At 42.8% G+C, this 15921-nt stretch carries 11 protein-coding genes; 10 read left to right on the top strand and 1 reads right to left on the bottom strand.

Annotation, left to right across the window (positions count from 1 at the left end; translation table 11 throughout):
- Nucleotides 1–145: 145 nt before the first annotated feature.
- The 6 genes from BFS30_RS02580 (at nucleotide 146) to BFS30_RS02555 (ending at nucleotide 9174) form a co-directional block, all read left to right on the top strand.
- Nucleotides 146–3655, top strand: a complete 3510-nt coding sequence (locus BFS30_RS02580) for a SusC/RagA family TonB-linked outer membrane protein (protein WP_069377845.1) — start codon at nucleotides 146–148, stop codon at nucleotides 3653–3655.
- Nucleotides 3656–3666: 11 nt separating this feature from the next.
- Nucleotides 3667–5121 carry a RagB/SusD family nutrient uptake outer membrane protein gene (locus BFS30_RS02575; protein ID WP_069377844.1) on the top strand — a complete coding sequence of 485 codons (1455 nt, stop codon included), beginning with the start codon at nucleotides 3667–3669 and terminating at the stop codon, nucleotides 5119–5121.
- A gap of 21 nt (nucleotides 5122–5142) precedes the next feature.
- The gene (locus tag BFS30_RS02570) at nucleotides 5143–6072 is read left to right on the top strand and encodes a hypothetical protein (protein WP_069377843.1); all 930 of its coding nucleotides are present in this window, start codon (nucleotides 5143–5145) and stop codon (nucleotides 6070–6072) included.
- 38 nt (nucleotides 6073–6110) lie between these two features.
- The gene (locus BFS30_RS02565; RefSeq protein WP_069377842.1) at nucleotides 6111–7238 is read left to right on the top strand and encodes a TlpA disulfide reductase family protein; all 1128 of its coding nucleotides are present in this window, start codon (nucleotides 6111–6113) and stop codon (nucleotides 7236–7238) included.
- 112 nt (nucleotides 7239–7350) lie between these two features.
- On the top strand, nucleotides 7351–7929 hold the full coding sequence (locus BFS30_RS02560; RefSeq protein WP_069377841.1) for an RNA polymerase sigma factor: 579 nt from the start codon (nucleotides 7351–7353) through the stop codon (nucleotides 7927–7929).
- A gap of 81 nt (nucleotides 7930–8010) precedes the next feature.
- Complete coding sequence (locus BFS30_RS02555) at nucleotides 8011–9174, top strand: FecR family protein (protein WP_069377840.1); 1164 nt, start codon at nucleotides 8011–8013, stop codon at nucleotides 9172–9174.
- On the opposite strand, the gene BFS30_RS02550 is transcribed toward BFS30_RS02555, so the two are convergent.
- Complete coding sequence (locus BFS30_RS02550) at nucleotides 9175–9375, bottom strand: hypothetical protein (RefSeq protein WP_069377839.1); 201 nt, start codon at nucleotides 9373–9375, stop codon at nucleotides 9175–9177.
- A 41-nt stretch (nucleotides 9376–9416) separates the two neighbouring features.
- On the opposite strand from BFS30_RS02550, the gene BFS30_RS02545 reads away from it, so the two are divergent.
- The 4 genes from BFS30_RS02545 to BFS30_RS02530 are packed head-to-tail and all read left to right on the top strand — an operon-like array spanning nucleotide 9417 to nucleotide 15914.
- Entirely contained in the window at nucleotides 9417–13031 is a 3615-nt protein-coding gene (locus tag BFS30_RS02545) for a SusC/RagA family TonB-linked outer membrane protein (protein WP_083251915.1), read from the top strand.
- A gap of 11 nt (nucleotides 13032–13042) precedes the next feature.
- Entirely contained in the window at nucleotides 13043–14488 is a 1446-nt protein-coding gene (locus tag BFS30_RS02540; RefSeq protein ID WP_069377838.1) for a RagB/SusD family nutrient uptake outer membrane protein, read from the top strand.
- A gap of 22 nt (nucleotides 14489–14510) precedes the next feature.
- Nucleotides 14511–14690 carry a hypothetical protein gene (locus BFS30_RS27915; protein WP_069377837.1) on the top strand — a complete coding sequence of 60 codons (180 nt, stop codon included), beginning with the start codon at nucleotides 14511–14513 and terminating at the stop codon, nucleotides 14688–14690.
- Nucleotides 14691–14729: 39 nt separating this feature from the next.
- Nucleotides 14730–15914, top strand: a complete 1185-nt coding sequence (locus tag BFS30_RS02530) for a thioredoxin family protein (RefSeq protein ID WP_167353117.1) — start codon at nucleotides 14730–14732, stop codon at nucleotides 15912–15914.
- The last annotated feature ends 7 nt before the right edge of the window (nucleotides 15915–15921 follow it).

The raw sequence follows: 15921 nt of genomic DNA, 5'->3' as shown, positions 1-15921 counted from the left end.
ATCGAGGTCTGACGCTGGCCTGGCTTACCCGATATTTTGCAGAAAACAATCAATCAACAAACCAAACCACCCAAATGTAATGAATATTTACGATCTCCTGAGGTCTAAGCGGTCTGCTTATGCCCAAAATAAAATACTGCGAATCATGAAGTTGACCATCCTTCTAATGACGACCATTTTCTTCCAGATCGCTGCGAAAAGTGTTGCCCAGAACATCACCATCTCTGAGCAAAATGCTTCTCTGGATAAAATTTTTAAAGAACTGCGGATACAAAGTGGCTATAACTTTGTCTATACTGCCCAAACGCTGGAAGGCGTAAAAAAAGTAAATGTTAAACTCAAAAATGTCTCTTTAAAAGAGGCCCTGGAAGCCTGTTTTGAAAACCAGCCGATTACCTATGTTATTCAGCAGAATACGGTGGTGATACAACGAAAAATTCCGGCTCCTGTCCGGTTAACCCTGGAGGTAAAAGGAAAGGTTACCGATGAAAGCGGCGGGCCATTACCTGGCATCAATGTCCGCATTAAAGACAGCAAGGTAGGGGTGGCAACGGATCAGAATGGAAGTTTTGCAGTTACTGTCCCCAATGGAGATGCCGTGCTGATTTTTTCCTGTGTCGGATTTATCACCAGAGAAGAGGCATTAAGGGGCAGGAACAACCTCCTTATTAAACTTAAGGCAGATATGTCTGACCTTTCTGAGGTGGTCGTGAGTGGTTATCAGAAAATTGAACGGCGCCGGTTAACCTCTTCTATCACTACCGTAGATATGAATGTGCTGAAAACCATTAATCAGCCTAATATTGATAAGTTGTTGCAGGGACAGGTTCCCGGATTAACCATTGTGAGTACATCAGGCGCACCGGGGGCGATCCCCCAGATCAGGATTCGGGGAACCTCTACGATCAGCGGTAATGTTCAGCCCCTTTGGGTTGTAGATGGGATCATTCTGGACGATCCGATGAATGTATCGGTGGACGACATTATGAACAACAGAAACCTGATTGCTTCCGGGATAGGAGGAATTAATGTGGATGATATCGAATCGATAAACGTATTGAAGGATGCTGCAGCCACTGCGATTTACGGTACAAAAGCTGCAAACGGGGTGATTGTCATTACCTCAAAAAAGGGAGTTTCGGGTAAAACCAGAATCAGTTATTCCAGTCACCTTTCCATGGGGATGCGTCCTCAGATTGCTGATGCATACATGATGAATTCAAAAGAGCGGACTGATGTGAACCTGGAAATGATTTCCAGGGGAATACTGAATGCGAGTACTTACAAACCTGGTGAATACGGAACTGCATCAGATTTTGAACGCTATTTTATCGATGTACACGACAGGAAGTTAAGCTGGTCACAATTTCAGGATAAAGTGAAACAACTGGAAACGGTAAATACAGACTGGTTTAAACATTTGTTCAGAAACTCGCTGAGTCATAAGCACAGCCTGAATTTCTCCGGAGGTACTGAGCAAACAACTTTTTATTTATCGGGAAGCATGATGGACGATCAGGCTACCGCCAAAAAAGTCGGACAGAAAACCTATACCGGATCGGTAAAAGTGTATACTAAACTGAGGGATAATATCCGTATAGGAGGAATGCTGGATATCAATGCCCGGGAAAATAACAGCTTTTTTGCTACAGATTCCCGGGAGAATCCTTATGAATGGGCGATATATACCACACCTGCACAAAATGCCTTTGATGAAAGCGGAGGCTATAACCACATGTATTACAACAGCCTTAAATATAATTTCCTGGAAAATAGGGAAGAAGGATGGAGAACTTCAAAAAACTTTGGCATGCGTGGGACAGTAGATCTGGAATGGAGATTAATTCCAGACCTGATTTTTACCAGTTTGTTCTCCTTTTCAAAACAGAATACGGTAGATGAAGATATCGCTACCGAGGACAGTTATTTTGTTAGAGCAAGAAAAAGGGACATGACCAAAACCGTTGATTACATTAGTGTTCCGGTATGGGTTGATGGAGGTTTCAGGCAGGACCGGTCTAACAATAACCATTCTCTAACTTTCAGGAATCAACTTTCTTATATGCCGGTAATCGGTACCGATCATCGTCTGGATATGATGGCGGGACAGGAAATCCGGACCTCGAAATACAAAGAGGTGAGTACAGACATCTACGGATACGTACACAACAGGGGGCATCAGCAGGTTCCGCAATTTGAGTTCATGGAAACCATGGGTATTCCGTACTGGACGGAAAGCCTGAACGAAACCGCAGCAGTATCTTATTTCGGGGTAGCCGGATATACGTATAAAAACCGTTATACGATGAGTCTGAATGCCCGTACGGATGGATCAAACCGGTTTGGGATTAAGACCAATAAGCTTTTTCAGCCACTTTGGGCCCTGGGGTTAAACTATCAGATGAAGGAGGAGAATTTTCTGAAGGACAAAGACTGGCTCACCTACCTCACCTTAAAAGGTTCTTATGGCAGTCAGGGGAACGTGGCCTCACAGGCTTATTCGGATTTAGTGGCAAGGATCGGAACAACGGATGTGATCAATAAAGAAGGCTATCTGGTCATTTCAGCCCCTAAAAACCCAAATCTGAAATGGGAGATGAATTATACCACTAACCTGGCCTTGGAATTTGGATTGTGGAAACGCAGGCTGAGTGGTACGATCGAGTACTATAACAAAAAAGGCGAAGATCTTTTAGGGACAAAACAGGTGTCACAGGTTTCCGGATTCAATTCCATTCAGGTGAACTGGGCTTCGATGAAGAACAGAGGTTTTGAACTGTCTTTGAATTCCATTAACATCGACGGAAAAGATTTCCGCTGGTCTACAAATGTTAACCTGGGCTATAATGAGAATAAGGTGCTGGAAGTTTATTCTGTGCCAACGGTCAATAGCCTTACCAATGCGCAGCGTACTAATTTTGCTGCCTCTGCAGTGGTAGGAAAGCCGATAAACGGACTTTGGTCTTATCGTTATGCAGGTTTGAATGCTGATGGAAGGGCTTCTTTTTATACCACAAAAGAAGGGGAGAAGGTCTTGTATGGGATGAATAAAATTGATGGGCTGACTTACTCCGGTACTACGATGCCAATGGTGCAAGGTGGTCTGACCAATACTTTTTCCTATAAGAAATTTACGCTTTCCGCTTTACTGATCGGAAATTTCGGGAATGTGATCCGTTTGCGTAATCTTTCTCAGGGCTATGCACTCGGCTTCCCTGACGCGACCCAGAACATGTCAAAGGAATGGGCGGGCAGATGGAGGCAGGCAGGAGATGAACAGTATACAAATGTTCCAAGACTGGAATCTGATCCATGGGACCTTGCGGTAACCGGATCCAGCCCCTATAATGGAAATATGTATGATAACAGTGACCTGAGAACTGTGAAAGGAGATTTTGTCCGCCTGCAAAACCTATCCCTGAGTTATGATCTTTTTACTCCGGCACTCCGGGCCAGGGGAATTCAGAATATCCGTTTGATGCTGCAGGGAAATAACCTTCATGTATGGAAAAACAAAGCCCTAAAAGGGCAGGACCCGGAATCTACAGGTTCTGTGATGAACTACAATGACACCAGGAATGCAAATGTTTCCTTCGGAAATACCTTCCTTCCATTACCCCGTTCTTATTCGGTTTCCTTATCTGTACAGTTTTAAAGCCCGTAATTATGAAAAAGATATTTTATTTAAATTTTATAGTGATGCTGGTACTGCTGTTTTCCAGCTGTAAAAAAATGCTGGACATCAAACCGGTAAACAGCATGATGCCAGTCACCATTGCCGACTATGAGTCTGTTTTACTTGGGGGATATCCAAAGCAGGATTTTTACTTCAAAACGGAACTGATGACGGACAATGCTTTCGTTAACCTGCAGACCATAAACAGCCTGGAACGTTCGAATGAACCCTGGTATGTCTGGGCTTCGAGTCATCAGATGGAAGGAGTTGCCGATGACCCTTATTGGGGGCAGTTGTATAAATCAGTTTACTATGCAAACACGGTGCTCGACGAATTCTCAAAACGTAATCCTTCTGCTGCGGATAAAGTGCTTTTCGAGACCGTCAAAGGGGAGGCTTATGCCCTGAGGGCATTTAGTTATTTTTATCTGCTGAACCTGTATGCAGACGTTTATGCTCCGGAGACGCTGAATGATCATGGGGTACCCATGCCCTTAACGGCAGTGGATGTACATGAAAATACTCAAAATAACGTAAGAGAACCGATAGCGAAAGTTTGGGAGCAAATCCTGAAGGATATTGATCAGGCATCCTTACTGCTCAGAGGCAAGGCGGAGAAAAGTAAGTTCCGTTTAAATTACAATTCCCTTCAATTGTTTAAGGCCAGGGTAAACCTTTTTATGGGGGATTATGAAGAGGCTGTTGCAGCTTCAACCATCGTGATGAATACCAAAGGGTTATTCGATATGAATGAGACCCAGTCGCATATTGATAAAGAAACCGAACGGTACGCCTTTACCAGTAATTACGGAATGATTGACACTGATTATAAGAATGAAGTATTGTTCTTTATGGCGGGGAAAGCGAATAACAATATTTTCTATCATGGAATGGGAGCAGCTAAACCGGCGGTTGAATTGCTGGATTTGTGTAAGCGTAACGGGCTGATGGATTATCGTAAATATATTTTCGATTCCTATGCAGATCTGAATACTGCAGACGGTGTTCAGACCGGCCCCACGATCTACAATATGTTCGCGAAACAGGAAAATCCCAATTACCACATTGGGTTGAAGGTAAGCGAAGCCTATGTGATCCGTGCGGAGGCTTATGCCAAAACAGGACGTAAGGATCTGGCGGTTAATGATTTGAATCTTCTTCTTGTGAAGCGGATTAAGAAGGGAACATTTGTCCCTTTAAAGTCTGCAGACTTTGCAAATCAGGAGGAACTATTGAAACGCATTTATGAAGAACGTAGAATTGAAACTGCTTTCGAGGGAGGATTGAGGTGGTTTGATTTGAGAAGACTGGGTAAACCTTCTTTAACCCATGTGTATAAGAACGGACAAGTTTATACCCTTAAAGAAAAAGACCCGCGCTATATCCTGCAAATTCCGTTGTCGGAGCAAATCAATAGTCCGGAGATGCCATTAAACAAAAGATAAGCTGAGTTAAATTTAAAAGATATGAACTTAAAAAAGATATACTTTATTGCTTTTGGTCTGGCCATTCTGGTCTGGTCATGCCGGAAAGAAGAAACCTTAACCAATAGGGAAGATTTAAAATTTGAAGAAACATTTTCGCCTCCGGCAGATGCTGACCCAGTGGTTAAGGAACTGTACCGAAGTTATAATGTCTGGATGAGGATGGATTTTAAAGATTGGAAGGAAGTGACCAATGCGATTTTAGAGAGTGACCCCACCAATCGTTTTGGCGTAGAGAAAATTGCGGATCAGGACAGGCAGAGTGCAATTAGCTATGTAAAGACATTGATGTCCGGGGTTGCGCCAAAATACTCCCGATCATTCTTCCCCTTGGAGCTGTTTTTCGTCAGGAGCTATGGGAGAGGATATTTTGCGAAAGACATTAAAAGAATAGGGCGGAGCAGGCTGGTCGTATGCTGGCCTAATCAAATGAAGGATGCCTTGCCGGTATTGGAGCCCGAACAACATTATTATCAGGACTCGGTCCTGAGTTCGGCCATATGGTCAGAACTTTCTGCTATGGTGACGATGCGTATTCCAGAACCGGTAAAAGAATTTGTGGATGCGGGGAAAGCTTATGACAATGGAGCTGCGGCGGATAAGATCAGAAAGGAGTACGACAAAGATCAGGATGCAGCAAAGCGGGATGCGGCTTATGACTTGCTGGCGGCTACGGGAGGATTCATTGGTGTTTCAGGAGCGAGTTCTTTCGAGAGTGATTTTTCCTCCTGGATGAAGCTGCTGGCCCTGGAGTCAAAAGAAAATATAAAAAAGAAATACCTCGATAATAGTCCGGTCCGGGCTAAAAAATATGAGGCGTTTGTAAAGTATCTCAAATCAGAGGGCTGGGATATCCAGGCAATGGGCAATACCTACCGAGAAAAATTTGACGCTTACAAAGCCAGGCTTTAACAATTAAAAAATCAATAAATCAACCAAATCAATTAAAAATGAGAAAATTAGTTTTTACACTAATATGTGCTGTTCCGGTATTGGCAAATGCGCAAAACGTGGCTTTCAATTTAAGAGGAGCTGTAGCTAAAAGTGGGGCCAAATCAAAAGTTTACCTGAGTTATCGTAAGGATGGGGCGATGGTAAAAGATTCCATCGTATTAAAGAATGGGGCTTTTACCTTTAAAGGTGAAGTATCCGGACCTACTGCTGCTAAAATTATTTTTGACCAGCAGGGAGCAGGTACGGGGACAAAGAACCCAGATGTGCTATCCTTGTATCTGGATAAAGGAGAAATTACGGTTAAAGCCAAAGATTCTATAAAAAATGCAACGATCACGGGATCTCCGATCAATACAGAACATGCGGTTTATTTGAAAGCGATTGCAGCTCCTGAGAAAGTGATCAATGGTTTGAATGCGGAATGGGCAGCAGCAAGTAATGAACAAAAGCAAAAAGAAGAATTTGTGAAGAGTTTGCAAAGCAGGCATAAACCGGCTGCTGCTGAAAAGCTGAAAATTCAGGAAGTGTTTATTGCAGCGCATCCCGATTCGTATTTTAGCCTGCTTGCATTAAGGGAATCTTCAGAATACGATATGGAGGTCGCTACCGTAGAACCTAAGTTTCTGGCATTAGGCAAAGGCCTGAGGGAAAGTAAAGCTGGCCTGGACTTCGCGAAACAAATTGAAATTGCGAAAGCGACGGCGATTGGTGCTGTAGCTCCTGATTTTACACAAAATGATGTAAATGATAAGGCCGTTAAGCTTTCTGATTTCCGTGGAAAATATGTGTTACTGGATTTTTGGGCATCCTGGTGTGGGCCTTGTCGCGCGGAAAACCCGAATGTAGTGGCTGCCTATAACAAATATAAAGAAAAGAATTTCACCGTGTTGGGTGTCTCGCTGGATCAGCCAGGCAAGAAAGACAACTGGTTAAATGCAATTAAAACTGATGGTCTGACCTGGACGCAACTGAGCGATCTTCAAGGTTGGAACAATGCCGCATCAAAGTTATACGGTGTAAAAGGGATTCCTCAGAATTACCTGATTGATCCGGCAGGGAAAATTGTTGCTGCGAATTTGCGTGGGGAAGAACTGCATAAAAAACTTGAAGAATTAATGAAATAATTTTCGGAATGGATTAAAGTATTCCATGAACTCCCATATTCGACTTCGGATATGGGAGTTCTTCTTTTGAATAAGTCCATAATTACTATATTCGCCCAGGGGAGGTTACAAAATGCTTAATTATCAGACAATATCGGACCATGAACTGGCCGGATTGTTAAAGTCCGGGGATAGAAAAGCTTACACGGAAATTTACAACAGGTATAAGTGGTTATTGCATGTTCATGCCTATAAATGGATGCAGGATCGTGAAGAGGCAAAGGACATTGTTCATGAGCTTTTTGCCAGTCTGTGGACCAAACGTGAAAGTTTGTCTTTCCCTGAAAACCTTTCTGCTTATTTATACACCGCGGTGCGAAACCGTATTTTTAACATGATCTCCCATCAAAAGGTGGAATCTGAATACCTCAGCTCCCTGCAACACTTTATCGATGAGGGGACTTGTGTAACGGATCATCTGGTCAGGGAAAAACAGCTGACTGCGCTGATCGAAAAAGAAATCTCTTCCTTACCCCCTAAAATGCGTGAAGTTTTTGAACTGAGCAGGAAATCGCAGTTGAGCCATAAGGAAATTGCGGAGCAGCTACAGCTCTCTGAGCAAACCGTAAGGAAACATGTACAACATGCCTTGAAAATATTGAGGATTAAACTCGGACTGGTGGTATTTCTGATCTTTATCTCCCATTATTAAAAAAAATCATTTTTATTTACCCCATCCGGCCGACCTGACTGTCTGTTGTTTTTATAAAGGCAAAGCAGTCCTTTTTTGACTATGAAAAAACTAAATGCAAAAGATTTATTGGACAGGTACCTTGCCGGTAACTGTACTGAAGAAGAGCGGGCTTTACTGGAAAGCTGGCACCTCGACAGAACAGCTGGTTTAAATCGTGATTTGAGCATGGAGGAGCGTAACCAGGATATAGATGAGGTATGGGAAAGGCTGCAGCTTTCTGAAGAAGAGCCCCGTCGGATTTCTTTATGGCCAAGGATTGCGGCTGCCGCAGTACTTCTGCTCAGTCTTTCTGCCGCAGTATTCTTTTATGTATCCAAAACTCAAAAAAGCAGTATAGCCGCACAGCGCGCCATCGCAAAGTCTATTGGACCCGGTGGAAATAAAGCGATCCTGACCCTGGATGATGGAACCCGGATCTCTTTGTCGGATGCCAAAAACGGAACTCTTGCCAGTCAGTCTGGAGTGGAGATTTCCAAATCCAAAGACGGGCAACTGGTGTATCACCTTTCGAATGTAAACAAACCAAATACGTACAATACCATTAGTACCCCTAATGGTGGACAATATCAGGTTGTTTTACCGGACGGCACCAGGGTATGGTTGAATGCAGGATCTTCCTTAAGGTTTCCACTGACCTTTGATCAGCTCAGCGAACGAAAGGTGGAGTTGAAAGGGGAGGCCTATTTTGAAGTCGCCAGGCAGCTGAAGCAACAAAAAAACGGGATGGAAAGGGTGCCTTTCATCGTCATGACCCCAACACAGGATGTAGAAGTATTGGGAACTCATTTTAATGTGAATGCCTATGCCGACGAACCCGCCGGACGAACCACTTTGCTGGAAGGAAGCGTAAGGGTTTCCAAAAAAACAGACGCAGCGGTGCATATGGTGCTTAAACCTGGAGAACAAGCCATCTTAAAAGACAAATTTACGATGGCCAAAGTAGATATTGAAGAGGTCATGAGCTGGAAAAACGGATTCTTCCGTTTTAACGAGACGGACTTAAAAAGCGTTATGCGACAGGCCTCCAGATGGTATAATGTAGATGTAGTCTACGAGGGGGATATTCCGCCCACATTCTTTACCGGAGATGTTCCCAGGACAGTCAATGCCGGCGCTTTCCTGGATATGCTGGGCTACCTGAACGTGAAATTTAAAATCGAAAAGCAAACCAATACCAGAAATAAAATTGTGGTATCGCTTTAATCAACTGATCATAAACCATAAACAAAAGAAAATGAAGAGAAATTTACCAGCCAGGGAATAGGGGAGCTTGAAATGTTGATCCATAAATAACCGGGAAAGTGTTGAAGCACTTACCCGGTCGATGATCCTGGTCGTACCCGGGATCCATATTGGGTTAACCATTTTTCCATTTGTTCCGGTGATAACCGGGATGAAAAACATGTAGCAACAGATTTACTATTTTAACCCAACCTTACAAATGTATGTATTTTATTAATACTTCAACAGGTATGGACAGGCTACGCCTTGCCCCATATTTTAAACAATTTCAGGCCATTTACAGGAGCCTTTTCCATATAAATTCCTTAACCAGAAGACAAGTCATTATGCGGATAAATCTGATAGCACTATTGATCACCATATCGCTGGTACAGGCTTCGGCCAATACCTTTGGACAGCGGGTTACGCTGCGGGAAAAAAATGCCAGCTTGCAGCAGGTACTGATGTCGATAAAGAAACAGACAAAATTCACTTTTCTATACAATAGCGACCTGATTAAATCAGCAAAAAAGGTAAATCTGAATCTGGAAAATGTACAACTGGAGGAGGCGCTGGAAGCCTGTTTTCAAGATCAGAACCTCAGCTTTAAAATCATTGAAAATACAGTCGTGATTAAGAAGAGGGAATTCTCGGTACTCGACCAGATGAAAAATTATTTCAAATTTATGGAGATAAAAGGAAAGGTATTGGATCAAAACGGGGGGCCTTTGCCTGGTGCAACCGTGCAGGTGAAAAATACCAGAAAGACGGTGGTTACCAATACAGAAGGTAATTTTGAGCTGAGTGCGGTAGAGGAGAAGGCGACCCTGGTTGTTTCTTATATCGGATATAAGTCGAAAGAGGTACCCGCAAATCAGGAAAGCCCGATAACCATTGTACTGGAAATTAACCCGGCTTTATTGTCAGAAATTGCAGTGGTTTCTACCGGTTATCAGGACATTCCAAAAGAACGTGCTGCAGGTTCAATCAGTGTCATTAATGCAGATAAAGATCTTGGAGGGAAGCTGCAGGCCAACATTCTGGATCGTATTGAGGGCATGTCTGCGGGATTGACGAGTTATAAGGTTGGAGGATCCCGAAAAATCCAGATCCGTGGGGTATCGACCATTAGTGGAGAAGTGGCCCCTCTTTATGTACTTGACGGCGCCCCTTTTGAAGGAGATCCCCAATCCATCAACCCTTCTGATGTGGAAAGCATTACGGTTTTGAAGGATGCCACTGCAGCTTCTATTTATGGAGCAAGATCAGCAAACGGAGTGATTGTGATCAATACCCGAAGAGGTAAAAAAGGTCCTTTAAAGATTAACTACAATGGAACCATTAAATTTACCCCACTTCCTGACCGCAGCTATGCCAACAAAATGAGTAGTGCTGAACTGGTAGATTTTCAAAGGGAAATGTTCAATTATCGCTCCGGTTCTTATTCTGCAATAGATCCGCGCAAGGCAATGAACGATGTCTACAAGTTGTTCTACGAACGTAGAGAAGAGCACATGACGGAAGCAGAACTACAGTCGGCATTAGATGTTTACCGGAACAACGATCGTTATGACCAGGTGGTCAAAGAGTTTATCCGAAAGACAGCAATCGATCAGCAACACAACCTTTCTTTATCCGGAGGATCAGACTTTTATACTTATAATTTTAGTGGTAACTATATGGGCTCGAATCCTTATGAGCGGGAGCAAAGTACCAACCGCATCGGGTTCAACCTGAACAATACCCTAAATCTGACTAAATGGTTAAAATTGAATATTGGCGTATTGGGAAGCAAGCAGAAAGAAGACTACGATAACGGAGTAAGTGGAGTGGGGATGTTGAATACGGGTAAAGCTTCTTATTTTATGCTGAGAGATGCACAGGGGAACGCGGTAAACTGGCTAAACTCCAAATCACAGTTTGAGATCGACCGTCTGAACGGATTGCGCTTACAGGACGAAAATTTTGCTCCTGCAAATGAAATGAATACCAAACATTATAATTATGACAGCAATTATCTGAACCTCAATATAGGAACGAATATTAAAATCATAGATGGGCTATCCCTGAACCTGCTTTATCAGAAAGAAAGGACGGATGAGTATAACAAACAGTATTATAATAAAAATGCCTACAATGTAAAAACACAGATCAATGATGCCACTTTAATAAAGGATGGGATCGTTAGCAATCTCATTCCTGTTGGCGGGCAGCTGAGTGAGACACGAGGTGATAAAAATTCTCATACGCTGAGGGCACAGCTAAACTTCAGCAAGTTATTTGACAGCAAACATCGTGTGGAAATGATTGCTGGTGCTGAACAACGCAAAATTGTGGGCTCGAGTACGAATGTCTACAAATATGGTTATGATGACTTTAACCTTACCTATAAATTTATTAATGAAGCTATATTGGCCTCGCCAACATTGAATACCGAATCCATTAACGGACGTTTTCAGTTAAGCCGTCAGGAAAGAGGATTTATTTACACAGATAACCGCTTTGTGTCTTTCTATGGTAATGGTTCTTATACCTACGACAATAAGATCACTGCAACGGCCAGTATCCGTATGGATCAGTCTAACTTATTTGGTACAGATCCGAAGTATCAGTATAAGCCGTTATGGTCTGCCGGTTTGATGTACCTGATCGCCGAAAATCAAAACGACTGGCTCGATCGTCTTAGCGTTCGTACCACCTATGGGATCAATGGGAATATTTCCAAGCTGAGTGGACCCTATATGATTACCAAGGATGAGGGACCTAACTCTTATACCAATGAATCCCAGGCCTATGTGGACAGTCCGCCAAATTCAGGGCTGCGTTGGGAAAAAACAAGAGTGACCAATCTTGCATTTGATTTTAGTTTATTCAAGAACCGCCTTTCAGGATCAGTAGAGTTCTATAATAAGTCTACCACAGACCTTTTGGGTAAAGAAAATACCGATCCTACGATTGGCTGGAATTCGGTATACCGGAATTACGGAAGCATGAGAAACAGAGGAATTGATATTTCCCTGACCAGTCTGAATCTGACTACAAATGATTTGAAATGGAATACCACGTTGAATTTCAATTATAACAAGAACGTACTCACTAAATTAGAGAATGCGGGTAATAGCATTGGCTATTACCTTGACCGCGGACAAAACAGAGTGGGTAAACCTATGAACGCCATTTATAGCATCAGGTATAAAGGCTTAGATGAAAAGGGAAGTCCTATTGCTTTAACTAAGGACGGAATGGAAGTGAAAAGTACGGATCAGCTAACCCCGGCAGATCTGATCTATGAAGGCACTGCAACGCCTCCTTATGCGGTTTCTGTGGCTAATAATATGAGCTATAAGAATTTTGACCTTTTCTTTATGTTTATTTATTATGGCGGGCATGTGATGCGGGATATCCTTTCTCCTTATTTAACTAAATATGCGGAGTTAAACTATACCAGTAATATGGACAGGAATGCCTTAAACTACTGGAAAAAACCGGGAGATGAACTTATTCCCGGAATGGCGCCGGCCTTCTATACTGCCGCCAGTGGTACGATCACAAATATCTGGGAAGCAGGGAGCCATGGTATTCAAAGAGCCGACTACATCAAGTTGCGTGACATTACTTTAAGCTATAATCTGGCTAATGACTTACTGAAAAAAAATCATATTCAGCGGTTAAGATTTAGTTTTCAGGTACAGAATGCCTGGAGCTGGGCCGCAAATAAGCAGAACCTGGACCCTGAAGTATGGGTAGGAACGACACACTATTCTTCCAGTTACGGAGCGCCTACCAGAGGAAACTCGCTTCCTCCGACTTATACCTTCGGTTTGTCCGCTAACTTTTAATTCCAACAATCATGAAAAAGATATTCACCATTATATTTATAGCAACAGTTGCGCTGTCCGGATGTAAAGATTACCTGGATGTAAAACCAAAAGGGTACACCATTCCGGAGTTTTATGAGGATTATGAGAAGTTGTTAAATAGTTCCTCTCTGTACAGGGTTTCTTCTGCTTATCCCGTTTTTTTAACTGATGATGCGCAGGCAGGAGAAGTAAAGGACCCCAACAAATCAGCTGATTATCCATCATATGCGCTGTTTAAACGCAATTTGTATGAGTTTAAACCCGGACGTGTTTTCGAGTCTGCAGAATCAGACCGGTTTTATGAGCCCGCTTATGAGCACATCTATGTGTACAATACCGTCATCAATAACATCGAAAAAGTGAAAGACAGAACGGTGGCCGACCGGATGCAGCTTAAAGCAGAAGCACAAATCGGACGGGCATTTGAGTACCTGACTATTGTAAATGCCTATGCTGCCCATTATGATCCGGCTACAGCTGAAACGGATCTTGGCGTACCGCTGGTATTGACGGAAGATATCAATGCGAAATATACCAGAGGTACTGTTGCAGAGGTCTATAGACAGATTCAGAAGGATCTGGATGAAGCTTTGCCTCATCTGGCAGTGAAGACGGCAAATAATTTCCATCCGACAAAAAGTGTGGGTTATGCATTTTTAAGCAGGATGTATTTGTATATGGGTAAATATGCCGAGGCGTTGAAGAATGCAAATGAGGCTTTGAAATTAAACAGTAATCTGATCGACTACAGCATTTATACCAATAAAAAGGGAACCTGGGGCAGAGTTTGTACCATTGCTGATCAGGCGGTACTTTTTCCTGATGCAGACAAAAGTAAAGAAAGCGTCTGGATCCGCTTTGGTGCATCAAGTTACGGACATGTGTTTACGGAATTATATGCGAGTAAGGATTTGCTGGATGTTTATCAGAAGGATTTACCGGTAAATGCCACGGATCAGCGTTTAAAACTTTTCTTCTGCGACGGACAGGCTAATTTTGGCGGGGCCATAACCCTTTTTCCAGGAAGAAAGCTATGGGCGCCTTATGTAGAGTTCAACCTGGGCTTCAGCACTCCGGAACTTTATCTTGTTGCCGCAGAGTGTGAAGCCAGGGTAGGGAGTAAAGATCTGGCTGTACAACACCTGAACAAATTGAGGGATATGCGTATTGTGGGCAATCAACCGTTGGTTGCGGCAAGCAAAGACGAAGCATTGCAGCTGGCACTGGAAGAGAGAAGGAGAGAAACGCCTTACCAGGGAAGCACGCGTCTGATCGATTTGAAAAGATTGAATAAGGACCCTCGTTTTGCGAAAACAGTGACCCATAAGAATGGGACTGAAACTTATTCTTTACCTGCCAATGATAAGCGATACATCTTGCCATTGCCACCGAATGTATTGGAATTCAATCCTTCGATACCTGTGTACGATCGCTAAACTATCTATTATCTAAAATCAAATGAAGAAATATGCATCGGCTTGCCGTCTGTTTATCAGCGACAAGTTGATGCAGTTTCATACACAAAAGAAATACGTCAATGAAACCATCATAAGCATTCCGCTTACAAACAGTAATGAATATGCTTATGATAGCTTCATAACCGCTAAACCGAGTTTAGGGGTTCTTGAGAACCTTTAAGAATCAATAAAAAACACGAAAAAAAACCATTATATGCTGATGAAAAAAATAACTCTATTTCTGTTTCTGCTGATTTGCGGAAGCTTAAAAGCGCAAGAAGGCATTAAATTTAACCAGACTTCCAACTGGAAAGAAACAACGGAAAAGGCGGCAGCCGAAAATAAACTGATTTTCGTGGATTGCTATACCTCTTGGTGCGCTCCTTGTAAATGGATGGATAAAAATGTATTTGTAGAACCTTCAGTTGCCGGTTTTTTCAATGAACATTTTATCAATGCCAAGATTGATATGGAAAAAGGAGAGGGAATAGTGCTCCGTAAGCAATACAATGTGCAGTCTTTTCCGACTTTTTTGTTTATAAATCATAAAGGTGAAGTCGTCCATAGAACAGCTTCAAAAATGTCTGTTGCCGAATTTCTGGAGGAAGGGCGAATGGCATCGGATCCGGGCAGGAATTTTTCTTCCATGAAGAAGAAATACGAGTCCGGACAGAGAGACCTCTCTTTTTTACTGGACTATTACCTGACTTTACAAAAATCAGAACGCGGGGCTGCGGATAATATCGGAAAAGATATTGCTGCAAAAATTACAGAAGAGCAGTTGAATTCTGCATTGGGCTGGAAAACAATAAAGGCGCTGGCCAGATCAGAAACGGATCGCCTGGGGGCTTATTTCATGGCGAACGCCTCAAAGTATGCCGCATGGGGCAGCCTGGAGGAGAGGGAACAGCTGACCGACCGACTGGTAAGCAGCAGCATGTACGGATACATTTATGCAAAAGATGAAACTGCCTTTATGAAGAAACTAGCCTTTTTCAAGAACTCTGATAAAACCGACCGTAAAAAACAGGGCGCAATGCTGGAGGCCGATTTTTACCTGGAGCAGGATAGAACGGCAGACTATAAAAAGATCACTGATGAAGCAATGGCAGGAGTGTTGAAAACCGATGCAGAGAAATTGAGCTTTCTGGCCAGAAGGGCTGATTATAAGGCGGCTTCAAATCCAGCGATTTTAGCGCAAGCCTACCTGATGGCAAAACATGCAGTTGCATTGGAGCCGGAAGAATATTCGATCCAAAGCACTTTTGCTAAAGTATGTCTTTCCCTGAAAAAGAAAGATGAAGCTTTGACTGCAGCAAAAAAATCGAGATTGCTTGCTGAAGCAGAAACCTCAAAAATCCAGAAACTGGCGCAGGAATTAATTGATAAAATTGAATTGTTATAAGTTTATA

This window comes from Pedobacter steynii, from assembly GCF_001721645.1.
Classification (GTDB): Bacteria; Bacteroidota; Bacteroidia; order Sphingobacteriales; family Sphingobacteriaceae; genus Pedobacter; species Pedobacter steynii_A.
Note: the sequence above shows the minus strand (reverse complement) of the source record. Positions and strands in the feature narration are given on the sequence as shown.